The sequence below is a fragment of the Streptomyces sp. GLSS-08 genome (assembly GCF_056387915.1).
On the sequence record NZ_JBWJAQ010000004.1, the window covers coordinates 1 to 22,946 of the forward strand.

The following is a 22,946-nucleotide window of genomic DNA, read 5'->3' on the forward strand; positions in this document are numbered from 1 at the left end:
CATAGTGTTTCGGTGGTCATAGCGTGAGGGAAACGCCCGGTTACATTCCGAACCCGGAAGCTAAGCCTTACAGCGCCGATGGTACTGCAGGGGGGACCCTGTGGGAGAGTAGGACGCCGCCGAACAACTTTTGGAGAAAACCCCCGTACCGGGATACCGGTACGGGGGTTTTCTGCGTTTCTCGTTTCTAGTTCCTCTGTATAACCGGGGGCCTCTTTCGGAGAGGCCCCCTTTTTTTGTGTGGGCTACAAGCGGCCGGCGGCTTTCAGGGCGAGGTATGCGTCGGCGAGAGCAGGTGCCAGTTCGTCCGGAGTGGCGTCGACGACCGTGACGCCGTGACGACGCAGCTGTTCGGCCGTGCGATGGCGTTCCGTTCGGGCCTGTGCCGCGGCTGCTGCCTCGTACACGGCTTCCGTCGTGCCCCTGGCGGTCGCCATGCGCGCGACGTGTGGATCGGCCACGGAGGCCACCAGCAGCGTATGACGCCGGGTGAGGCGGGACAGTACAGGGAGCAGGCCCTCCTCGACGGGGGCCGCGTCGAGGCTCGTCAGCAGGACGATCAGGGAGCGGCGGGGAGCCGTACGGAGTGCCATGGCGGTCAGGCCGCGGGCATCGGTCTCGACGAGTTCCGGTTCCACGGTCGCCATCGCGTTGACCAGGGAAGGCAGGACGTCGCCTGCCGAGCGGCCCTGGACCAGGGCACGTACCCGGCGGTCGTACGCCAGGAGGTCCACGCGGTCGCCGGCCCGGGAGGCGAGGGCGGCCAGCAGGAGGGCCGCGTCCATGGAGGCGTCGAGCCTCGGGACGTCGCCGACGCGGCCGGCCGAGGTGCGGCCCGTGTCGAGGACGAGCAGGATGTGCCGGTCACGCTCGGGGCGCCAGGTGCGGACGGCGACCGTGGTCTGCCGGGCCGTGGCGCGCCAGTCGATGGAGCGGGTGTCGTCCCCGGGGACGTACTCGCGGAGGCTGTCGAACTCCGTGCCCTCACCGCGCGTCAGCACGCTCGTGCGACCGTCGAGTTCGCGGAGGCGGGCCAGCCTGGAGGGCAGGTGCTTCCTGCTCGTGAAAGGGGGCAGGACGCGTACCGTCCAGGGAACCCGGTGGCTGCCCTGGCGGGAGAAGAGACCGAGGGGACCGAACGAGCGGACCGTGACGCGGTCCGCCTGGCGGTCGCCGCGCCGGGTGGGGCGCAGCCGGGTGGTGACGCGCCGACGTTCCCCCGCGGGGACGGTCAGGCGGTGACGGGACGCGGCCACTTCCGTGCCGGGATTCCAGCTGCTGGGCGGCCAGGCGTCCCGCAGGTGGGCGCGCAGGGGACGGCCGGACGGGTTGGTGACCGTCAGGGTGACGTCGGCGCTCTCACCGAGGCGTACCGAGGTGTCACCGGAGCGCGCCAGGCTCAGCCGACGTACCGGCGCGGCCAGGGCGAAGTCGCAGGCGCACGCCAGGGCCAGGGGGGCGTTCACGGCGAGGATGCCCGTCCAGCCGGGTTCCCAGATGCCGACGGGCAGCGAGCCGAGAGCCGCGAGCAGCGCGGCACGTCCGGTGAGAGCCATCAGCGGGGGACGGGGACGTGGGCCAGGATCGCGTTGATGACGGAGTCGGCCGTCACGCCTTCCATCTCGGCCTCGGGCCGGAGCTGGATCCGGTGGCGCAGGGTGGGCAGGGCCAGTGCCTTGACGTCGTCGGGGATGACGTAGTCGCGGCCCGTCAGCCATGCCCAGGCGCGGGCCGTGGCGAGGAGGGCCGTCGCGCCTCGCGGGGACACGCCGAGGGTGAGGGACGGCGATTCGCGGGTGGCACGGCAGATGTCCACCACGTAGCCGGTGATCTCGGGGGAGACGGCTGTCTTCGCGACGGCGTCGCGGGCGGCCTCCAGGTCGGCCGGTCCCGCCACGGGCCGTATGCCGGCGGCGCGCAGGTCGCGCGGGTTGAAGCCCTCGGAGTGCCGGGTCAGGACGTTGATCTCGTCCTCGCGGGAGGGCAGCGGGATCGTCAGCTTGAGGAGGAAGCGGTCCAGCTGGGCTTCGGGGAGAGGGTACGTGCCCTCGTACTCGACCGGGTTCTGGGTCGCGGCGACCAGGAACGGTTCCGGGAGCGGGCGCGGGGTGCCGTCCACGGTGACCTGGCGTTCCTCCATCGCTTCGAGGAGGGACGACTGGGTCTTGGGCGGGGTGCGGTTGATCTCGTCCGCGAGGAGGAGATTCGTGAAGACCGGGCCGGGCTGGAAGGAGAACTCGGCGGTGCGGGCGTCGAAGACGAGGGAGCCGGTGATGTCGCTCGGCATCAGGTCGGGAGTGAACTGGACGCGCTTGGTGTCGAGTTCGAGTGCCGATGCCAGGGCGCGGACGAGCAGCGTCTTGGCGACTCCTGGGACTCCTTCGAGGAGTACGTGTCCGCGGCAGAGGAGGGCGACGACGAGACCGGTCACGGCGGGGTCCTGGCCGACCACGGCTTTGGCGATCTCGGCGCGCAGGGCTTCCAGGGAGGAACGGGCGGCGCCCGCGTCCCCGGTGTACCCGGCGTTGTCAGTGGTCGGGTCCATCATGAACGGCGTACCTCTCTTTCGAGGGCGTCGAGTTGGTCGGCGAGTGCGATGAGGGCCGCGTCGTCGCCGGGCGGCGGGCCGAAGAGCAGGGAGTGCAGGGCCTGTCCGTCGTGCAGGAGGTGGGCGGACAGGGCGGGGAGCAGGGCCTCGGGCGCGTGCGCCTGGGCCGGGGAGACGCCGATGAGGGGGGCGAGGCGGGTGCGGGTGGTGGAGCGCAGAGCGACTGCCGCGCGGTCACGGGCGTTGGCCTTGCGGTAGAGGCGGGCGCGGCCTTCGACGGCCTCGGAGGCGCGGACCGCGACGGGAAGCCGCTCGGGGACGAGGGGGCCGAGGCGGCGCGCTCGCCACAGGGCGGCCAGGCACGCCGCGACGAAGAGCTGCAGTGTGCCCCAGAGCCAGCCCGAGGGGAGCAGGTCGAGGAAACCCTGCTCGCCCTCGTCGTCGGCGGAGGTGTCCGAGAGGGAGGGGAGGTACCACACCACATGGGGGCGGGAACCGAGCAGTTGCAGGGCGAGGGAGGCGTTGCCCTGCTCGTCGAGGCGGTCGTTGTGGAGGATGTCGGGGGCGCCGAGCAGGACGGTGTCGCCGTCTCCGGAGGCCGCCGGGACGCGCAGCAGGGTGGGCAGGCCGTCGCTGGGGTAGCAGGAGTCGGCTTCGAGGTCGGTGCGGTAGCGGATGCCGCCGGTGTCCGCGGTGCCCGCGCGGCGGGCGGCGGGCAGGTCGCAGTGGGGGGAGAGCGTCGAGTCGAAGCTGGTCGCGGGGTCGGCGGTGACTCCGGGGGTGAGGGAGCCGAGGGAGGGCGACCCGGGGGCGAGCAGGATCGTGCGGCCGCCGGAGTGCTCGGACGCCGTGTGCAGCAGGGTCCGCTGACGGGAGGTCAGCAGGTCGGGGGCGGCCACCAGCAGGGTGGTGTCGGGGCCGGCGGCGTCGCGGGCCGCGTCGGTGGTCGTGACCACGCGGGTGGACACCCCGCGGTCGGCGAGGAGTTCGGCGACGGCACGGCTGCCGCTGGGGTCGGCGGAGCGCGGGTCGAGACGGCCGTGCCGGGCGTCGGAGCGGACGGCTGCGATCACGACGGCCGCCACCAGGAGCGTCACGAGGGCGAGCAGGACACCGCGCGAGCGGGTCCACACCTGACGGGCGGTGGGCGAGGCCGAGGTGGACGGGAGCGTGGCCTCGGTGGTCATCGGGCGGCCCCCGGGCCGGCGCGGTGGGCCGCGCTGTCCGCGAGTACGGGCCTGGTGCGTTCCAGGTCGCTGTCGAGGTCCGCGAGCCGGCGGTACGTCGCTTCGGCGGCTGCGCGTCCGCCGTATGTGACGTCGTCGAAGTCCCGGGCGGCGGTGCGCAGCCGGTCCGTGTGCGAGGGCAGGGTGCGGCCCGCCTCCGCGGCGGCCTCGTCGGCGGTGCGGCCGGGGCGGGGGTCGAGCAGGGCGCGTTCCTCCAGGGAGCGGACGACGGCGCGCATGCGTTCCTGGACGGCCTGGTTCCAGTGGCCCTGGGCGGCGTGTGCCCCGGCGGCCGCGCGGTGTTCGGCGGCGCTGCGGGGGCGGTCGTCGAACAGCGTGGCGGACGAGGCGGGGGCGCGACGCGGGGTGCCGAGGCGCCACCACAGCGCGCCGAGCACGGCCAGCACCGCGAGCACGATGACGACAAGGCCGAGCGCTCCCCCGGGGGCGGCGTCGGAGGTGGCGCCGAGCAGCTTGCCCAGCCACTCCCAGAAGGCGTCCAGCGCGCGCTGGAGGAGGCTCGGGTCGTTCTCGTGGTACATCCGCTTGGACAGCTCGCGCCGGGCGGCCTCCCGCGCGGGGTCGCGCTCGGTGGTCACCGGCGGTTCGCCGCCGGAGCGGGCCAGGGACAGCAGGCCCCCGGCCCCGGCGCGCGGCAGCGTGAGCACGGCGGTGTCGCCGGTGTGCGACAGCCACCGCAGGGCCGTTCCGGCGGCGCGGGGCAGCGCCGGTCCCGCCGTGAGGAATCCCCCCGCCAGGCTCACCGCATCAGCTCCCCGGCATGGCGCCGGTGGTGCCCGCGCCGTAGCCCTGGACACCGGCCGCGCGGGCCAGGTCGAGGTCGAGGGCCTCGCGGCGGATGCGCTGGTCGATGTAGAGCAGCACCGTCACACCGGCGTTGATCGGGAGGGTGAGCATGGATCCGATCACCGCGCCGACGCCGCTGACGACGAGGAACGTCCAGCCGAGGTCCCCGGTGCCGTTGACGAAGCCGCCGATGCCGTCGCCGCTCAGCGCGGCGGCGACGAGGGCGAACGGAATCACGATGATCGACGCCACGACGTTGGCGATGACGGTGGCGAGCAGTTGGATGCCGAAGATGCGCCACCAGGAGCCGCGCACCAGCTTCACGGAGCGGTTCAGCGACTTCCTGACGCCCTGCTTCTCCAGCATCAGGGCGGGCGAGGCGAGCGAGAAGCGGACCAGTACCCAGATCGCGACGACGCTCGCGCCGAGGCCGCCGATGACGCCCAGCGCCGCACCGCCCGCGGCCGATCCGGCGACGGCGACCAGGATGCCGGGCAGCACGCCCACGGCGAGGATCGCGGCCCCGGTCAGCATCAGCAGGAAGACCAGTCCGAAGAGTCTGGGCAGCCGGGGACGGGCGTCGCGCCAGGCCTCCGCCGTGGTCACCGGCTTGCCGAGTACGGCGCGGCTGGTCACGCTCGTGAGCAGGGCCGTGGCGAAGACGGTGCCGATCATGCTGACCAGAGCGACGGCTCCGGAGCTCAGCATCAGGTCCCCGAAGGCACGGCTGAGCTCTCCCGCCGTGGCGCTGGGGTCGTCGAGGACGTCGGAGCCGGCCCTGTCGTCCAGGACCAGGCCCCGGAGCAGGACGACGATCACCTGCGTGACGACGGCGACGGTCAGCGAGATCCCGAGGACCGTGCGCCAGTACGTGCGCATGGTGGAGACCGCGCCGTCGAGGATCTCGCCGACGCCGAGCGGGCGCAGCGGGATCACGCCGGGCTTGGCCGCGGGCGGCGGGCCGCCCCAGTTGCCTCCCCAGCCGCCGGGTCCGGCGTATCCGCCGGGGGCGCCGTAGCCGGGTCCGCCGTAGCCGACGCCGGGCCCGGGGGCGCCGTAGCCGGGGCCGCCGGGGCCTGTGGGGGGCGGCGCGCCCCAGCCCTGGCCGGGCTGCGGCGGAGGCGGCGGGGCCTGCGGCGGCGCCTGGGGGGCCGGAGCGGTCCACCGGCCGGGCGGGGGCTGCTCCTTGGACCACTTCGACGGGGGGTCGGTCCGGTCCGTGCCGTGCGGGTCCGTGGGCTGTGCAGGGCCGGTGCGGTCCGGCTCCTGCCCGTCGGAGGGGGCGGATCCGGGCGAGGCCCAGCCCGGAGTGTCGTTCATCGTCGCTCCTTCACGGTGCCCGTCCGCGGGCGCGGCGGCAGGTTGGCAGCCATCGTGCCACGGCGTGCGTGTCCGGGGGCCGGGGGTCGTCCGGGCTGCACACCTTCAATTGTCCGCCCGGTACGGGGCAGACTGAGCGGATGGCTGATCAGTACGCGCAGGTCCGCGAAGACAACCGGCCCACGGAGATACCGGCGATCCGCTGGGAGGAACCACCTGAAGGCCCCGTACTGGTTCTCCTCGACCAGACGCGGCTGCCGGCCGAGGAGGTCGAGCTGGTGTGCACGGACGCCCCCGCGCTGGTGGAGGCGATCCGCACGCTCGCGGTGCGCGGTGCGCCGCTGCTGGGCATCGCCGGGGCGTACGGGGTCGCGCTCGCCGCCGTGCGCGGCTTCGAGGTGGAGGACGCCGCCGTGGAACTGGCCGGCGCCCGGCCGACCGCCGTGAACCTCGCCGCCGGGGTGAACAGGGCCCTGGCCGCATACCGCGCCGCGCTCGCCGGCGGTGGCGGCCAGGGGCAGGCCGCCGCGGCGGCGCTCACCGCGGCACGGGCCCTCCACCGGGAGGACGCCCAGGCCAGCGCACGTATGGCGGAGCACGGCCTGGCACTGCTGGATGAGCTGCTGCCGGGCGGCGGCCACCGGATTTTGACCCACTGCAACACCGGAGCGCTGGTGTCCGGCGGGGAGGGCACGGCGTTCGCGGTGGCCCTCGCGGCACACCGGGCGGGGCGGCTGCGGCGGCTGTGGGTGGACGAGACGCGGCCTTTGCTGCAGGGTGCGAGGCTGACCGCGTACGAGGCGGCGCGCAACGCAATGGCGTACACCTTGCTCACGGACAGTGCGGCGGGCTCCCTGTTCGCCTCGGGAGAGGTGGACGCGGTGCTCGTCGGTGCCGACCGGATCGCCGCCGACGGTTCGGTGGCGAACAAGGTGGGGAGCTATCCGCTCGCCGTGCTGGCCCGCTACCACCACGTGCCGTTCATCGTGGTGGCGCCGGTGACGACGGTGGATCCGGGCACCCCGAACGGCGCTTCCATCGAGGTCGAGCAGCGGGGCGGTCATGAAGTGACGGAGATCACAGCACCTCAGGTGCCGGTGGCGGGAGTGGGAGCGGGAGGCGGGATACCGGTGGCACCCCTGGGCACCCAGGCGTACAACCCGGCATTCGATGTGACGCCACCCGAGTTGGTGACGGCGATCGTCACCGAAGAGGGCGCCGTGTCGCCCGTCACGGCGGAGGCGCTAGCCGAGCTGTGTGCCAGGTCACGCCAAGTAACGATTAGCTAATGGGATGATGTCGTTTATGAAGGGACGAGTCCTTGTCGTCGATGACGACACCGCACTGGCCGAGATGCTCGGCATTGTGTTGCGTGGTGAAGGTTTTGAGCCGTCTTTCGTAGCCGACGGCGACAAGGCGCTGGCCGCTTTCCGTGAGACCAAGCCCGATCTGGTGCTCCTGGACCTGATGCTGCCCGGACGGGACGGTATCGAGGTGTGCCGCCTGATCAGGGCGGAGTCCGGGGTGCCGATCGTGATGCTCACGGCGAAGAGCGACACCGTCGACGTCGTGGTGGGCCTCGAGTCGGGCGCCGACGACTACATCGTGAAGCCGTTCAAGCCGAAGGAGCTGGTGGCGCGGATCAGGGCGCGGCTGCGGCGGTCCGAGGAGCCGGCGCCCGAGCAGCTCACCATCGGTGATCTGGTCATCGACGTGGCCGGTCACTCTGTGAAGCGGGAGGGGCAGTCCATCGCGCTGACACCGCTGGAGTTCGATCTGCTGGTGGCGCTGGCCCGCAAGCCGTGGCAGGTGTTCACGCGTGAGGTGCTCCTGGAGCAGGTGTGGGGCTACCGGCACGCCGCGGACACCCGCCTGGTCAATGTCCATGTCCAGCGGCTTCGCTCCAAGGTCGAGAAGGACCCGGAGCGGCCGGAGATCGTGGTGACCGTACGTGGTGTCGGTTACAAGGCCGGACCGAGCTGACATGTCCAGGGACAGTGCCGCTTCGGCGCCCGGGCAGCCGGGGGCTCGCGCGGAGCGGCCTGTCGGTCGGACGATGACGGGCTCCCGCTGGAAACGCTTCGTCCCGGGCGGGCTGCTCCAGGGCGGAGTCCAGGGCAGCCCGGTCCTGCGGCTGTTCACGCGCTGGGTGCGCCGCCCGCTGCTGCCCGTCATGCGGCTGTGGCGGCGCAACATCCAGCTCAAGATCGTCGTGACGACCCTGCTGATGTCTCTCGGCGTGGTGCTGCTGCTCGGCTTCGTCGTCATCGGGCAGGTGCGCAACGGCCTGCTGGACGCCAAGGTGAGGGCCTCGCAGAGTCAGGCCACCGGCGGGTTCGCCGTGGCCAAGCAGAAGGCGGACACGGCCGCGGCTTCGAGCGGCGACGGCGGTTCGGACACGGAGGGCCGATCGCCGCAGAGCGTCAGCCCCCAGTGGATGAGCGACCTGGTCGAGTCGCTGTCCAGCGGCGGGCAGGGCGCCTTCGACGTGGTGACCCTCAGCACGTCCGCGCCGGTCGGCGACGAGAGCGGCGGGCGCGGCCCGCGTTCCTCCGGCAACGTCGACCCGGCGGCCAGTGTGCCCGAGGACCTGCGGCGCCGCGTCGACACCAGCATGGCCGCCGCCCAGAGCTACACCCGTGTCGTCTACACGGACGAGAAGGAGTCCCAGCCCGCGCTGGTCATCGGCAAGCAGGTCAACGACCCCAAGGGCAACCCGTACCAGCTGTACTACCTCTTCCCGCTGACGCAGGAGGAGAAGTCGCTGAGCCTGGTCAAGGGGACGCTCGCGACGGCCGGGCTGTTCGTCGTGGTGCTGCTCGGGGCCATCGCCTGGCTCGTGGTGCGCCAGGTGGTCACGCCGGTACGGATGGCGGCCGGCATCGCCGAGCGGCTCTCCGCCGGCCGCCTGCAGGAGCGGATGAAGGTCACCGGCGAGGACGACATCGCCCGGCTCGGCGAGGCGTTCAACAAGATGGCGCAGAGCCTGCAGCTGAAGATCCAGCAGCTGGAGGACCTGTCCCGGATGCAGCGGCGGTTCGTGTCCGACGTGTCGCACGAGCTGCGTACGCCGCTGACGACCGTGCGGATGGCGGCCGACGTCATCCACGACGCGCGTGTGGACTTCGATCCGATGACCGCCAGGTCGGCCGAGCTGCTCGCCGACCAGCTGGACCGCTTCGAGACGCTCCTGGCGGATCTGCTGGAGATCAGCCGCTTCGACGCGGGGGCGGCGGCCCTGGAGGCCGAGCCGATAGACCTGCGGGAAGTCGTCCGCAGAGTCATCAGCGGCGCCGAGCCGCTCGCCGAGCGGAAGGGCACGCGCATACGCGTCGTCGGCGACCAGCAGCCCGTGGTCGCCGAGGCGGACGCCCGGCGCGTGGAGCGGGTGCTGCGCAATCTCGTCGTCAACGCCGTTGAGCACGGCGACGGCAAGGACGTGGTGGTCAGGCTCGCCGCGGCGGGCGGGGCGGTCGCCATCGCGGTCCGTGACTACGGCGTGGGCCTCAAGCCCGGTGAGGCGACCCGCGTCTTCAGCCGTTTCTGGCGGGCCGACCCGGCACGCGCGCGGACCACCGGCGGTACCGGGCTCGGCCTGTCCATCGCCCTGGAGGACGCGCGGCTGCACGGCGGCTGGCTCCAGGCGTGGGGCGAGCCGGGCGGCGGTTCGCAGTTCCGGCTGACGCTGCCGCGGACGGCGGACGAACCGCTGAGGGGATCGCCGATACCCCTGGAACCCAAGGACTCCCGGCGCAACCGGGGACTCCACGACGCCGGTCTGCCGCACGCCGGCGGTGGCAAGCTCGCCACGGTCCCCGTCCAGCCGTCCGGCGAGCACGCGGCGGCGCGGGCTTCCATGGCGGCCCGGCCGGCCGGCGCGCCCCCCACGGCCGACCCTACGGCGCTGCCCGGCAGCGGGGCACGCGTGGTGCCGCGGCCCGCCCAGCACGCCCGGCGGCAGGATGGTCCGCCGCCCGCGGCGGCGCCCGGGGACGGCGCGCAGCGGCCGTCCGACGGGGGCGGCAGGACGGACGAGGTCAAGGAAGGGAAGGCATTTCGTGGGCGCTGAGGGGGGAGGCCGCCGGCGCCCGGTGCGCCTCGGCGTGTACGTCGGCTGTGGTGCCGTACTGCTCGCGGGGTGCGCCTCGATGCCGGACGGCGGGGATCTGCGCGACGTGGAGTCCACGCCGCGCCAGGACGCGCAGGTGCGGGTGTTCGCGATGCCGCCGCGGGAGGACGCCCGGCCCGAGGAGATCGTGCAGGGCTTCCTGGAGGCGCTGACCAGTGACGACCCGCAGTACGAGACCGCGCGGAAGTACCTGACCGAGGGCGCCCGGCGGAAGTGGAAGCCGTACGAGTCCACGACCGTGCTCGCGGACGGGCCGAACACCGTGCCGCAGCACGGGGACCGGGAGAGCGGCGACGACTACGTCTACACGCTGTCCGGTCTCAAGGTCGCCACCGTGGACGCGCAGCACGCGTACGCGCCCGACGGCGGCGCGTACAAGAAGTCGGTGTACCTCACGCAGCAGAAGGACAGGCAGTGGCGCATCGACGGGCTGCCGCAGGGCGTGCTGATGGGCAAGTCCGACTTCCAGCGCAACTACCTGTCCGTGAACAAGTACTACTTCGCCTCGACCGTGCCCACCGGCTCGGGCGGGCGGCCGGGTGCCGTCGCCGACCCGATCTACGTGCGCAAGGAGGTCGACCCGATGACCGAGACGGTCCGGGCACTCCTGAGGGGGCCCACACGCTGGCTTGATCCGGTGGTGAGGTCGAGCTTCCCCTCGCGCACGGCTCTCAGGAGCGGCGTCGGTTCGCTTGCACCCGACGACCAGAACAGGCTCACGGTGCCGCTGAACGCGAAGGCGGACCACGTCGGGCAGTCCCAGTGCACCAAGATGGCGGCCCAACTCCTCTTCACGCTCAAGGATCTGACACCCACCGGGGTGGAGGAGGTGAAGCTCGAGCGCTCCGACGGCTCGCAGCTGTGCGTGCTCGGCGAGGACAGGTCGGGGACCGTCGCCTCGCACGGCGCGGGAAAGCCGCCGGAGTACCAGTACTTCATCGACGAGAAGCAGCGGCTGGTGCGGCTGCTGGCCACCGGCAGCGGCAAGGATCCCGAGCCGGTGCCCGGGGCGCTGGGCGAGGGCGGCAAGGCGCTGCGTACCGCCGCGGTCTCGCGCGGCGAGGACAGCGCGGCCGGGGTCTCCCTCGACGGGCGTTCGCTCTACGTGGGGTCGCTGGTGTCGGGCAGCTCGCTCGGCCAGGCAGTGCTGCGCAGCCGGGGCAAGACCGAGGACGAGCGGCTGACGAGGCCCAGCTGGGACGGTTCGGGTGACCTGTGGGTGGCCGACCGCGACCCGGAGGACTCCCGGCTGCTGCTGCTGGAGAAGGGCGCGGGCGACCCGGTCACGGTCAGGACGCCGCAGCTCGACGGCCGTATCAAGGCGGTGCGGGTGGCCGCCGACGGGGTGCGGATCGCCCTGATCGTGGAGAAGGACGGCAGGACGTCCCTGCAGATCGGGCGGATCGAGCGCGAGAGCGGGAGCGGTGGGCGGCCCGGTGTCTCCATCCTCGAACTGCGCTCCGCGAGCCCGCAGCTGGAGGAGGTCACGGCCATGTCGTGGGCCGCGGACAGCCAACTGGTCGTGGTCGGCCGCGAGTCGGGCGGTGTGCAGCAGATGCAGTACGTCCGGGTCGACGGTTCCACTCCGCTGCGTACGCCCCCGTCGGCGCTCACCGGCGTGAAGGAGATCGCCGCGTCCGAGGACGAGCGGCTGCCGCTGGTGGCGTACTCGGTGGACGGGATCGTGCGCCTGTCGGCGGCCTCGCAGTGGCAGAAGGTGGTCAAGGAGGGGACGGCGCCCATCTATCCCGGGTAGCCGGGAGGCTTTCTCCGGGGCGCGGTGCGGGCGGTCGGGGCCCGGCCTCAAGCGCCTTGTTCCCGTGGGCGGGCACCGCACGGGTGACGCCTGTGGACGGACGTGGGACGTTGTCCACAGGGAGTTGTCCACAGGGGTGGCAGGCCGGCCCGGGCGTTGGCACAGTGGTGGCCATGCGGGGGTGGTGGCAGGACCTCACCGACCTGGTGCTGCCGGCCGAGTGCGGAGGCTGCGGACGACTTCGTACGGTGCTCTGTCCCGAGTGCCGTGCGGTTCTCTGCGACACCGTGCCGTGCCGGGTGCGACCGGTGCCGGAGCCGGCGGGGCTGCCCGTGGTGCACGCGGCGGCTCCCTACGAGGACGAGGTGCGGGCGGTGCTCCTCGCCCACAAGGAACGGGGCGCGCTGGCTCTCGCGGGCCCGCTGGGGGCGGCTCTGGCGGGAGCCGTGCGGGCGGGGCTGGGGGAGCGCACGCATGAGGTGGGTGCTGCCGGGCCTGTGAGCGGGCCGGGCGGCCTTCCGGCGGGCCGGCGGGCACCGGTGCCCCCCGGGTGCGCCGGGGCTGTCCCAGAGCCCGTGCTGCTCGTTCCCGTGCCGTCCGCGCGCAGGGCGGTGCGGGCCCGGGGGCACGATCCCGCGCGGCGGATCGCGCTCGCGGCGGCGGGGGAGCTGCGGCGCGGCGGGACGGCGGCCCGGGTGCTCGGCGTCCTGCGCCAGCGCCGCCCGGTCGCCGACCAGTCGGGACTCAACTCCCGGCAGCGGCTGGACAATCTCGCGGGTGCCCTGGAGGTGGCCGCCGCGGGACGCCGACTGCTGGCCGGTGCCGGGCGGGTGGTCCTGGTCGACGACCTGATGACCACCGGCGCCTCGCTGGCGGAGGCGGCGCGGGCGGTCCGGGAGGCGTGCGCGGCACAGCCTGCGGACACACGTGCGTACGTCTCGCGAACATGGGCACGAGCGGAAGTGCGGATGATCGACGAAAGGGCGGTGACGGCCGATGAGAGGGAAAATCGAACCAGGACCCGGCCGGGCGCGGCGGGCACGGATCTCGGCCGAAGCGGGATCCGTGCAGCGGTGGTCGCGGCCTCACCGGACGCTTTCGGAATCAACCGGAACTGAGCAGGAAGTTGCATCGTTGCAGGTAATGAGACGGGTACTTCACCTGAACGGAGGTGTACCGCAGTAGAGGGTGACGACATCCGTCCGGGCGAGATATGTTCGGTTGTGAGGCAAAGGCGCAGGCCGCACCTCGCGGATCCGAATGCCGTGTCGCGGGTTTCTCCTCAATCACCCGCACCGGTGGGGTGGAGATCTTGTCCGCGGGGGAGGAGGAGGTGACAGTCACCGAGTCCGAGGTTCCGGGACTTACCGGAGTCTGGTGCAAGAGGGAGATGCTCCGCCGACGTGCGGAGCGATCCGGGAACGGAGTTCTGCGTGGACATCGTCGTCAAGGGCCGCAAGACCGAGGTGCCCGAGCGGTTCCGCAAGCACGTGGCCGAGAAGCTGAAGCTGGAGAAGATCCAGAAGCTCGACGGCAAGGTGATCAGCCTCGACGTGGAGGTGTCCAAGGAGCCCAATCCTCGACAGGCAGACCGATGTGACCGAGTGGAGATCACACTCCGCTCGCGCGGTCCGGTCATTCGGGCGGAGGCAGCGGCAAGCGATCCGTATGCGGCTCTCGACCTGGCGGCGGACAAGCTGGAGGCCCGGCTGCGCAAGGAGCACGACAAGCGCCACACGCGCCGTGGCGCCGGCCGGATCCCGGCGGCCGAGGTCGCCGACGCGGTGCCGGACGCGGCGACGCTGAACGTCGACGGCAGCATCGTCCATGACGAGCCGTCGGACGCCGTGCCCACCAAGAAGATCGGCTCGCTCGAGGTCGTGGGCGAAGGCCCCCTCGTCGTCCGCGAGAAGACCCATGTGGCCGCCCCGATGACGCTCGATCAGGCGCTCTACGAGATGGAGCTGGTCGGACACGACTTCTACTTGTTCGTCGACTCCGAGACGAAGGAGCCGAGTGTCGTCTACCGGCGGCACGCGTACGACTACGGCGTCATCCACCTGAACACGGACCCGATGGTCGCCCAGGCCGAGTCGGCCGCGCCGGGTGGTGTGCTCGGCGGCTGACCCCTTGCGGTGACGGGCCGACCGGTGCCCCTGGTGAGCGCGTGCGCCCCCAGGGGCACCGGTGTGCGACCACTTACGCCCCGCTCTGTCACCGCAGTGCCGTCCGGGCATGGAATCATGGCCGCACCGGCTCAACCCGTGGGCCGTAGCCTTGGGTTGGCGATGGCACAGGAATGCAGGCCACGGCCTTCAGGGGGAGGAACGATGCCGGACAGCTTCGGACCGATGCGTGACGGGGGCGCCGACGACGGCGTCGTCGGCATGGGCCCGGACGCGGGTCCTTCGCGCAAGGAGCCCATCCGGGTTCTCGTCGTGGACGATCACGCCCTTTTCCGCCGCGGTCTGGAGATCGTGCTCGCGGCCGAGGAGGACATCCAGGTCGTCGGCGAGGCCGGTGACGGGGCCGAGGCGGTCGACAAGGCCGCCGACCTGCTGCCCGACATCGTGCTGATGGACGTCCGGATGCCCAAGCGCGGCGGCATCGAGGCGTGCACCTCCATCAAGGAGGTGGCCCCCAGCGCGAAGATCATCATGCTGACGATCAGCGACGAGGAGGCCGACCTCTACGACGCGATCAAGGCCGGGGCCACCGGCTATCTCCTCAAGGAGATCTCCACGGACGAGGTGGCGACCGCCATTCGCGCGGTCGCCGACGGACAGTCGCAGATCAGCCCGTCCATGGCGTCGAAGCTGCTCACCGAGTTCAAGTCGATGATCCAGCGGACGGACGAGCGGCGCCTGGTGCCCGCCCCCCGGCTCACGGACCGCGAGCTCGAGGTCCTCAAGCTGGTTGCCACCGGCATGAACAACCGGGACATCGCCAAGCAGTTGTTCATCTCCGAGAACACCGTGAAGAACCACGTGCGCAACATCCTGGAGAAGCTTCAGCTGCACTCCAGGATGGAAGCGGTCGTGTACGCGATGCGCGAGAAGATCCTCGAAATCCGCTGAGCCGAGAGCCTTCCGGCCCAGAGGTGCCGAGCCCGGGCCGCGTGCTCAGGTGACCGCCCGTGCCGAGCCCGGGCGGGGTGCTCAGGCGACTGCCCGTGCCAGCTCCGCCGTGAGCGGAGCGCGCAGCTCCGGCGCGTCGACCCGCTCCACGCGCACGTCCGTGCAGTCCACCCAGCTCGCGGCCTCCACCAGAGCCTGCGCGACGGCCGGCACGGCCTTCGGACCGTCCAGTGTCACGTGCTTGGCGACGAGGGTGCCGCCCTCGCGGGCGGGGTCCACGCGGCCGACGAGACGGCCACCTGCCAGCACCGGCATCGCGAAATAGCCGTACACCCGCTTGGGCTTGGGGACGTACGCCTCCAGGCGGTGGGTGAAGCCGAAGATCCGCTCCGTGCGGGCCCGCTCCCAGATGAGGGAGTCGAACGGGGACAGCAGTGTCGTACGGTGCCGACCCCGCGGGGTCGTCTCCAGGGCCGCCGGATCCGCCCAGGCCGGCTTGCCCCAGCCCTCCACCGTCACCGGCACCAGGCCCGAATCCGCTATCACCGCGTCGACCTGCTCGCCCTTCAGGCGGTGGTAGTCGGCGATGTCCGCGCGCGTGCCGACGCCCAGGGAGCGCCCGGCCAGGCGGACGAGGCGGCGCAGGCACTCGGCGTCGTCCAGCTCGTCGTGGAGCAGGGCCTCGGGGACGGCACGCTCGGCGAGGTCGTACACCCGCTTCCAGCCGCGGCGCTCGGTGCACACCACCTCGCCGTGCATCAGCGCGCGCTCCACGGCGACCTTCGTGCCCGACCAGTCCCACCACTCGCTGGTCTTCTTCGCGCCGCCCAACTCGGTCGCCGTGAGCGGCCCTTCGGTACGCAGCTGCTTGATGACCTGGTCGTAGGTGCCGTCCGGGAGCGCGTGGTTCCAGTGCGGGCGGGCGCGGTAGGCGCGGCGGCGGAAGGCGAAGTGCGGCCACTCCTCGATGGGCAGGATGCAGGCCGCGTGGGACCAGTACTCGAAGGCGTGCGTGTCTGTCCAGTAGGCCGCGTCCACGGTCCTGCGGCCGACGGCTCCCAGGCGGGCGTACGGGACGAGTTCGTGGGAGCGGGCCAGGACCGAGATCGTGTCGAGCTGGACCGCGCCCAGGTGCCGCAGGACGCCCCGCACGCCGCCCCTGCGGTCGGGGGCGCCGAGGAAACCCTGGGCGCGCAGGGCGATCCGGCGGGCCTCGTCGGCGGAGAGTGCGGCGGCGGGACGCGGAAGACTCGTCATGCCCCACACGGTAGGCGGTGCCACTGACATTCGGCCGGGCGCCGGGAGGACCTGCCGCGCCGGTCGCGGTGGTTACGACGGGCCGGGCAGGTACGGCGCCGTGGAGGGCAGGCCGAGGTCGGAGGGGAGCAGGGACGCCACCCAGCAGTCGCGGCGTACGCCCTTGTTGCTGATGGCCGACCGGAGGGTGCCCTCCATGGTGAAGCCGGCCCGTTCGGCCACCGCGCGGGAGCCGGCGTTGCCGACCTCGGCGCGCCACTCCACGCGGTCGACCGCCCCCTTGGTGAAGGCCCAGCGGGACGCGGCGAGGACGGCCTCGGTGATGTACCCGTTGCCCCGGTGCTCCTTGGCGGTCCAGAAGCCGACCTCGGCCACTCCCGGCGAGCGCATCGTGAGGCTGAGCATGCCGGCGAGGTCGCCGGCGGGGAGGAAGACGCCGAAGGTGAACATCGAACCGTGCGTCCACCCGTCCGGGGAGATCTGTGCGACGAACGCCTCGGCGTGCTCACGGAGATACGGCGAGGGGATCGTCGTCCAGCGCTGGATGTCGGCGTCCTGCACGGCCGCGTACACGGGGTCGGTGTCGTGCGGGCCCACTGCGCGCAGAAGAAGACGGTGGGTGGTCAGCGTGACGGGTTCCATCGGCCGATTCTGCTCGGGCGCGTGCGGGGGCGCCATTCCTTTCGGCGGCGGCTGGCCGAATGTGTGCCGGGGAGATGGGCTCCGAGGCCCGGCTGGGGCCCGGCCGGGGGGGGGGCCGGGGGCGGCCGGGCGCGGCGCCGGGGGCGCCCGGTCGGCACGGGACCGGAAGGTGCGGACTGTGCGTGAGCGTGCGGCCACGTCTGGTTCATTTCGTGACTTGACGCGGCACCATCCGCGGCCCTCGTCCGTTGTCCTGGTAGCTGTCACGAGAGCAGACCTCCCGGCGTGGCGGGGTCCTCGCATACGATGGCCGTTGCTCAGTTGCATCAAGGGAAAACCGACCGTCCCAGGCCCGACCGGCAAGGAGACCAACCCCCGTGTCCGTCCTCTCGAAGATCATGCGTGCAGGCGAAGGCAAGATCCTGCGCAAGCTGCACCGCATCGCGGACCAGGTCAACTCCATCGAAGAGGACTTCGTCAACCTCTCCGACGCCGAGCTGCGGGCCCTCACCGATGAGTACAAGCAGCGGTACGCCGACGGCGAGAGCCTCGACGACCTGCTTCCCGAGGCGTTCGCCACCGTCCGCGAGGCCGCCAAGCGCGTCCTCGGCCAGCGTCACTACGACGTGCAGATGATGGGTGGTGCCGCGCTTCACCTCGGCTATGTCGCCGAGATGAAGACCGGTGAGGGCAAGACCCTGGTCGGCACGCTGCCCGCGTACCTGAACGCCCTTTCCGGGAAGGGCGTCCACCTCATCACGGTCAACGACTACCTGGCCGAGCGCGACTCCGAGATGATGGGCCGCGTCCACAAGTTCCTGGGCCTGGACGTCGGCTGCATCCTCGCCAACATGACGCCGGCCCAGCGCCGCGAGCAGTACGCGTGCGACATCACGTACGGCACGAACAACGAGTTCGGTTTCGACTACCTGCGCGACAACATGGCCTGGTCCCAGGACGAGCTCGTCCAGCGCGGCCACAACTTCGCCATCGTCGACGAGGTCGACTCCATCCTCGTCGACGAGGCGCGCACCCCGCTGATCATCTCGGGCCCCGCCGACCAGGCCACCAAGTGGTACGGCGACTTCGCCAAGTTGGTCACGCGCCTCAAGAGGGGCGAGCCGGGCAACCCGCTCAAGGGCATCGAGGAGACCGGCGACTACGAGGTCGACGAGAAGAAGCGCACCGTCGCGATCCACGAGCCCGGTGTCTCCAAGGTCGAGGACTGGCTGGGCATCGACAACCTGTACGAGTCGGTGAACACCCCGCTGGTGGGCTACCTGAACAACGCCATCAAGGCCAAGGAGCTCTTCAAGAAGGACAAGGACTACGTCGTCATCGACGGCGAAGTCATGATCGTCGACGAGCACACCGGCCGTATCCTCGCCGGCCGCCGCTACAACGAGGGCATGCACCAGGCGATCGAGGCGAAGGAAGGGGTGGACATCAAGGACGAGAACCAGACCCTCGCCACGATCACCCTGCAGAACTTCTTCCGCCTCTACGGCAAGCTCTCCGGCATGACCGGTACGGCGATGACCGAGGCCGCCGAGTTCCACCAGATCTACAAGCTCGGTGTCGTCCCGATCCCGACGAACAGGCCGATGGTCCGCAAGGACCAGTCCGACCTGATCTACCGCACCGAGGTGGCCAAGTTCGACGCGGTCGTCGACGACATCGCCGAGAAGCACGAGAAGGGCCAGCCGATCCTCGTCGGTACGACGTCGGTCGAGAAGTCCGAGTACCTCTCGCAGCAGCTCAGCAAGCGGGGCATCCAGCACGAGGTGCTGAACGCCAAGCAGCACGACCGTGAGGCGCCGATCATCGCCCAGGCCGGCCGCAAGGGCGCCGTGACCGTCGCCACGAACATGGCCGGACGCGGTACGGACATCAAGCTCGGCGGCAACCCCGACGACCTCGCCGAGGCCGAGCTGCGCCAGCGCGGCCTCGACCCCGAGGAGCACATCGAGGAGTGGGCCGCCGCGCTGCCCGCCGCCCTGGAGCGGGCCGAGAAGGCCGTGAAGGCGGAGTTCGAGGAGGTCAAGGATCTCGGCGGGCTGTACGTGCTGGGCACCGAGCGACACGAGTCGCGTCGTATCGACAACCAGCTGCGCGGTCGTTCCGGCCGTCAGGGAGACCCCGGCGAGTCCCGCTTCTACCTCTCCCTCGGCGACGACCTGATGCGCCTGTTCAAGGCCCAGATGGTCGAGCGCGTCATGTCGATGGCGAACGTCCCCGACGACGTGCCGATCGAGAACAAGATGGTCACCCGCGCCATCGCCTCCGCCCAGTCGCAGGTCGAGCAGCAGAACTTCGAGACCCGCAAGAACGTCCTGAAGTACGACGAGGTCCTCAACCGCCAGCGCGAGGTCATCTACGGTGAGCGCCGCCGCGTCCTGGAGGGCGAGGACCTGCAGGAGCAGATCCAGCACTTCATGGACGACACGATCGACGCGTACATCGCGGCCGAGACCGCCGAGGGCTTCGCCGAGGAGTGGGACCTGGACCGGCTGTGGGGTGCCTTCAGGCAGCTCTACCCGGTGAAGGTCACCGTCGACGAGCTGGAGGACGCGGCAGGCGACCGGGCCGGCCTCACCGCCGAGTTCATCTCCGAGTCCATCAAGGACGACATCCACGAGCAGTACGCGGCCCGCGAGGAGCAGCTCGGCTCCGAGATCATGCGTGAGCTGGAGCGCCGGGTCGTGCTTTCGGTCCTCGACCGCAAGTGGCGCGAGCACCTCTACGAGATGGACTACCTCCAGGAGGGCATCGGCCTGCGGGCCATGGCGCAGAAGGACCCGCTGGTCGAGTACCAGCGCGAGGGCTTCGACATGTTCAACGCCATGATGGACGGCATCAAGGAGGAGTCCGTCGGCTACCTGTTCAACCTGGAGGTCCAGGTCGAGCAGCAGGTCGAGGAGGTCCCGGTCCAGGATGCCGCGCCGTCGCTGCGCAAGGAGGACGCCGTCCCCGCGGGCGCGCGTCCCGAGATCCGCGCCAAGGGGCTCGAAGCGCCGCAGCGGCCGGACCGGCTGCACTTCTCCGCACCCACCGTGGACGGCGAGGGCGGCATCGTCGAGGGCGACTTCGTCGACGACGAGCCGGTGCGCTCCGAGGCGGACGGCCTCACGCGCGCCGAGCGCCGCAAGCAGCAGCAGAAGGGCGGGCGGCGCCGCAAGAAGTAGGCGCCGTCAGCAGTCCGCCGTCGGCAGCGGGCGCCGCGCGACGCAGGCACGCACCACTGTGAGCGGTGGGTGCCCCGCGACGCGGGCACGCACCACTGTGAGCGGTGGGCGCCGCCCACGCGGGCGCCGCGTGAAACGGCGGTCGAGTCGCCGCGGGCGGGCGGGAGTGGTCTTCGAGGGCCGGGCACCTTGAGTGCCCGGCCCTCGGCCGTGGTGCGGCGGCCCTCGGTTCGGCCGTGGTGCGGCCGCCCTCAGTCGTCGTGCGGCCCTCAGTCGTCGTCCGGGCGGGGCATGCGGGGGCCGCCCAGTTCCACAGCCGTGCAGCGCCAGCGCAGGTCGGGGCCCCGTTCCAGGCGGAAGGCCATGGCGCGCAGCCGCTCGCCCGCGCCGATCCGCGCGAAGACCTCGACGGCACCGGCGCGCGGGACGTAGTACCCGATGTCGCGGACGACGGGACGCGCCCCGCGGGTGCGCAGCGGGTTGTGCTCGGCCAGCCATGCCAGCTCGTCGTAGGCGCGGCCCGCGGTGTGGCGCAGCATGGAGTGGACGGGACGCCCGCCGCTCAGCACGGCGAGGAGGCGCTCGGCGAAGACGTCCGTCGGGCGGGACCGGGGAGCGGGGCCAGGCGTCATTCCGGGGGAGCCGGTGTGCCCCGGGGAGGCCGGCGCCGTCGTGGAGGGGACCGCTGCCGTGGGGGCCGCCGACGCCGGGGCCGTCGGCGTGGGGACCGCCTGCGTCGGGGCCGTGCGGACGGGGGCCGGGGACGGCGGGCGGTTGCCCCGGGGCTGGGAGCGCGGTGCGCCGCCGCCCGGGGCACGGGGCGGGGTGCCGCCCGGCCGGCGCGTGTCGTGGCGGACCGGCGGGCGGCCGCCCGGACTGCGCCCTGCCCTGGTCATCACCTTGTTCATGCGCCGTCCCCGTTCCTGGTCATGTGCCGTCCCCGTCTGCCGGAGCCCGATGAATACCGGGCGGTAACTTGCTGGTGGGGATCTTGTACGGGGCGGTACGGGACGACGGCAAGGACCGTGGCGCGCGCCGGAGCGGGCAGGCGGGTTCACCTATCAGTGTGAGCGGCCGGGCGCCGGGGCAAGGCGCGGCAGGGGTGCACCGGGTGAAATCCGGGACCGGGGTGGACGTCGGGCGGCGTACGGGCCGGAACCCGAAAGGGGACGCCCGCACGTATCCTGAAGGCCCTCCCGAAGGTGCGGGAAACCGCCCTCGCCGGGGGCCCTCCGACTACGAAAGCGGCCAGCCATGCGCGTCTACGTCCCCCTGACCCTCTCCGGTCTCGCCGAGGCGTACAAGACGGGAGAGCTGGGGGCGGGACCGCTCGTCGCGTACGCCGTCACGCCCGCGTTGCGCGAGTGGTACGTCTCGGACGACATTGAGGAGCTGGAGTACGCGGCGCTGAACCGGGCCGCGCTCGCCTCGCTGCGCTTGATCGCGGTCGACCCGGCAGCTCCCCGCCGACGGGTCGTCGTCGCGGTCGACGTGGCCGACGGTGCCGCGCAGGCCGACCCCGACCGGGGGCTCGACGCGTCGGCGCTCGGCGAGGTGCGGGTCGCGGGACCCGTCCGGCTCGCCGACGCGGCCGCGGTGCACGTCGACTCGGACGAGGCGCAGGCGGACGTCGTCGCCGCCGCCGAGGCGCTGGGCGCGGCGGATCTCGGGGACGACGACGCCCGGTTCACCGTCGACGGCGCCGAGGACCACGAGCTGCTCTGGTACGCGACACAGGAGATCCCGGGCCTTGTGGGACTCGGCGACTGACGAGGTCGCGGGCGGAGTTGGACCGCGCGCGGTCGGCTGTCGGCGGGGTTGGGTATTTTCGGTCCATGGGGAAGCACGAAGCAGCGCACATCGTGTGGGACTGGAACGGGACGCTGTTCCACGACAACGCCGCGATCATCGCAGCGACGAACGCCGCGTTCGCCGAGCTGGGGATCCCGCCGATCACCATCGAGCGCTACCGGTCGCTGTACTGCGTACCGGTGCCGAAGTTCTACGAGCGGCTGATGGGCCGGCTGCCGACCGACGCCGAGTGGCTGGTCATGGACGAGGTCTTCCACCGGTACTACGCGCAGCACCGGACGGCGTGCGCGCTCACCGAAGGGGTGCCGGACCTGCTCGCGGGCTGGCGGTCCACGGGCCGCAGCCAGTCCATCCTCAGCATGTACGGGCACGAGGAGCTGGTCCCGCTGGTGCGTGGCTTCGGCATCGAGCCGCACTTCCTCCGGGTCGACGGGCGGACCGGGCCGTCCGGCGGGAGCAAGGCCGAACACATGGTGCGGCACATCGGGGCGCTCGCGGGGGTGGACCCCGCGCGCACGGTGGTGATCGGGGACGCCGCCGACGACGCGTTCGCCGCCCTGCACGTCGGAGCGAAGGCGGTCCTCTACACCGGCGGTTCCCACAGCCGGGCCAGCCTCGAAGTGGTGGGCGTGCCGGTGGTGGACACGCTGGCGGAGGCGGTCGAGGAGGCCCAGCGGCTGGCGGCTTGACGTGGGGTGACATCGTGGCGACCCCTCGGTGCGCGGGCCCGACGGGTGCCCGCGCCCGTGCCTGGCCCCGCACCGGCGCGGGCACCCGTCCCCGCCCACGGACCGCATGTGCTCCCTGCCTCGGACCGCATGTGCTCCCTCGCGGGGTCCGCACCCGCCCCTCCCACGGAGCGCACCCGCCCCTCGCGGGGTCCGCACCCGCACCCCGAGGCCCGGACCCGCCCCCTCCCCGGGGACCGCATGCGCACATCCACGACTTTCGTCCCTGTGCAGAGTGTCAAAGTTCGACCCCTGCTTTTGTACACATACGGCTCATGACTAGGCCCCGGGGCGGGGCGATAGCCTGGTGGCGTGATCAGCGCGATATCTCGCGGGGGCGTCGTCGCCCCTGCCCTGCGCCCGGAGAGCACGGACGACATCCGTGTCCGGGCGGCGCTCGCTGGTCCTCGCGGGCGGGTCGGGCGGGCCCCGGCGGCACTGACCGCCGGAACGCCGATG

At 72.1% G+C, this 22,946-nt stretch carries 18 protein-coding genes and 1 rRNA gene; 11 read left to right on the top strand and 8 right to left on the bottom strand.

What is annotated here, in order from left to right; all coding sequences use genetic code 11:
• The first annotated feature begins 8 nt into the window (after nt 1-8).
• Nucleotides 9-125, top strand: a 5S ribosomal RNA gene (gene rrf / locus AC0ZLC_RS08110).
• A 120-nt stretch (nt 126-245) separates the two neighbouring features.
• Here the strand turns inward: rrf and AC0ZLC_RS08115 are convergent.
• The 5 genes from AC0ZLC_RS08115 to AC0ZLC_RS08135 are packed head-to-tail and all read right to left on the bottom strand — an operon-like array spanning nt 246 to nt 5,901.
• Nucleotides 246-1,556 carry a DUF58 domain-containing protein gene (locus AC0ZLC_RS08115; protein WP_476751215.1) on the bottom strand — a complete coding sequence of 437 codons (1,311 nt, stop codon included), beginning with the start codon at nt 1,554-1,556 and terminating at the stop codon, nt 246-248.
• Entirely contained in the window at nt 1,556-2,545 is a 990-nt protein-coding gene (locus AC0ZLC_RS08120; RefSeq protein ID WP_476751216.1) for an AAA family ATPase, read from the bottom strand. Before AC0ZLC_RS08120 ends, AC0ZLC_RS08115 begins: the two co-directional genes overlap by 1 nt.
• Nucleotides 2,545-3,735: a DUF4350 domain-containing protein gene (locus AC0ZLC_RS08125; RefSeq protein WP_476751217.1), complete on the bottom strand. Its 1,191-nt coding sequence runs from the start codon at nt 3,733-3,735 to the stop codon at nt 2,545-2,547. The genes AC0ZLC_RS08120 and AC0ZLC_RS08125 overlap by 1 nt, the downstream gene beginning before the upstream one ends.
• Entirely contained in the window at nt 3,732-4,538 is an 807-nt protein-coding gene (locus tag AC0ZLC_RS08130) for a DUF4129 domain-containing protein (protein WP_476751218.1), read from the bottom strand. The genes AC0ZLC_RS08125 and AC0ZLC_RS08130 overlap by 4 nt, the downstream gene beginning before the upstream one ends.
• A gap of 4 nt (nt 4,539-4,542) precedes the next feature.
• Nucleotides 4,543-5,901, bottom strand: coding sequence for a DUF7847 domain-containing protein (locus AC0ZLC_RS08135; RefSeq protein WP_476751219.1), 1,359 nt, complete (start codon nt 5,899-5,901; stop codon nt 4,543-4,545).
• A 140-nt stretch (nt 5,902-6,041) separates the two neighbouring features.
• Between AC0ZLC_RS08135 and mtnA the strand changes: the two genes are divergently transcribed.
• The 7 genes from mtnA (at nt 6,042) to AC0ZLC_RS08170 (ending at nt 14,863) form a co-directional block, all read left to right on the top strand.
• A complete protein-coding gene (gene mtnA / locus AC0ZLC_RS08140) occupies nt 6,042-7,190 on the top strand; it encodes an S-methyl-5-thioribose-1-phosphate isomerase (RefSeq protein ID WP_476751220.1) in 1,149 nt (382 codons plus the stop codon).
• Between the two features lie 4 nt (nt 7,191-7,194).
• Nucleotides 7,195-7,884 (top strand): two-component system response regulator MtrA, encoded by a 690-nt coding sequence (gene mtrA / locus AC0ZLC_RS08145; RefSeq protein ID WP_220784158.1) that lies wholly within the window; start codon nt 7,195-7,197, stop codon nt 7,882-7,884.
• A gap of 1 nt (nt 7,885) precedes the next feature.
• Nucleotides 7,886-9,970: an MtrAB system histidine kinase MtrB gene (gene mtrB, locus AC0ZLC_RS08150; RefSeq protein ID WP_476751221.1), complete on the top strand. Its 2,085-nt coding sequence runs from the start codon at nt 7,886-7,888 to the stop codon at nt 9,968-9,970.
• The gene (locus AC0ZLC_RS08155) at nt 9,960-11,786 is read left to right on the top strand and encodes an LpqB family beta-propeller domain-containing protein (protein WP_476751222.1); all 1,827 of its coding nucleotides are present in this window, start codon (nt 9,960-9,962) and stop codon (nt 11,784-11,786) included. Before mtrB ends, AC0ZLC_RS08155 begins: the two co-directional genes overlap by 11 nt.
• 173 nt (nt 11,787-11,959) lie before the next feature.
• Nucleotides 11,960-12,904 carry a ComF family protein gene (locus AC0ZLC_RS08160; RefSeq protein ID WP_476751223.1) on the top strand — a complete coding sequence of 315 codons (945 nt, stop codon included), beginning with the start codon at nt 11,960-11,962 and terminating at the stop codon, nt 12,902-12,904.
• A gap of 315 nt (nt 12,905-13,219) precedes the next feature.
• Nucleotides 13,220-13,912, top strand: coding sequence for a ribosome hibernation-promoting factor, HPF/YfiA family (hpf, locus tag AC0ZLC_RS08165; RefSeq protein WP_476751224.1), 693 nt, complete (start codon nt 13,220-13,222; stop codon nt 13,910-13,912).
• Between the two features lie 204 nt (nt 13,913-14,116).
• A complete protein-coding gene (locus AC0ZLC_RS08170; protein ID WP_476751225.1) occupies nt 14,117-14,863 on the top strand; it encodes a response regulator in 747 nt (248 codons plus the stop codon).
• Nucleotides 14,864-14,944: 81 nt separating this feature from the next.
• Here the strand turns inward: AC0ZLC_RS08170 and AC0ZLC_RS08175 are convergent, their stop codons facing one another.
• Both AC0ZLC_RS08175 and AC0ZLC_RS08180 read right to left on the bottom strand, forming a co-directional pair.
• The gene (locus tag AC0ZLC_RS08175) at nt 14,945-16,120 is read right to left on the bottom strand and encodes a winged helix-turn-helix domain-containing protein (protein ID WP_476751226.1); all 1,176 of its coding nucleotides are present in this window, start codon (nt 16,118-16,120) and stop codon (nt 14,945-14,947) included.
• A 72-nt stretch (nt 16,121-16,192) separates the two neighbouring features.
• Nucleotides 16,193-16,762 carry a GNAT family N-acetyltransferase gene (locus tag AC0ZLC_RS08180; RefSeq protein WP_476751227.1) on the bottom strand — a complete coding sequence of 190 codons (570 nt, stop codon included), beginning with the start codon at nt 16,760-16,762 and terminating at the stop codon, nt 16,193-16,195.
• A gap of 377 nt (nt 16,763-17,139) precedes the next feature.
• Here AC0ZLC_RS08180 and secA point away from each other — a divergent pair, with 377 nt between their 5' ends.
• Complete coding sequence (gene secA, locus AC0ZLC_RS08185; protein WP_476751228.1) at nt 17,140-19,947, top strand: preprotein translocase subunit SecA; 2,808 nt, start codon at nt 17,140-17,142, stop codon at nt 19,945-19,947.
• 269 nt (nt 19,948-20,216) lie between these two features.
• Here secA and AC0ZLC_RS08190 read toward each other — a convergent pair whose 3' ends face one another.
• Entirely contained in the window at nt 20,217-20,855 is a 639-nt protein-coding gene (locus AC0ZLC_RS08190; RefSeq protein WP_476751229.1) for an Rv3235 family protein, read from the bottom strand.
• 346 nt (nt 20,856-21,201) lie between these two features.
• On the opposite strand from AC0ZLC_RS08190, the gene AC0ZLC_RS08195 reads away from it, so the two are divergent.
• The gene (locus tag AC0ZLC_RS08195; protein ID WP_476751230.1) at nt 21,202-21,717 is read left to right on the top strand and encodes a DUF6912 family protein; all 516 of its coding nucleotides are present in this window, start codon (nt 21,202-21,204) and stop codon (nt 21,715-21,717) included.
• 65 nt (nt 21,718-21,782) lie between these two features.
• Nucleotides 21,783-22,448 (top strand): HAD family hydrolase, encoded by a 666-nt coding sequence (locus tag AC0ZLC_RS08200; protein ID WP_476751231.1) that lies wholly within the window; start codon nt 21,783-21,785, stop codon nt 22,446-22,448.
• Nucleotides 22,449-22,946: the final 498 nt, after the last annotated feature.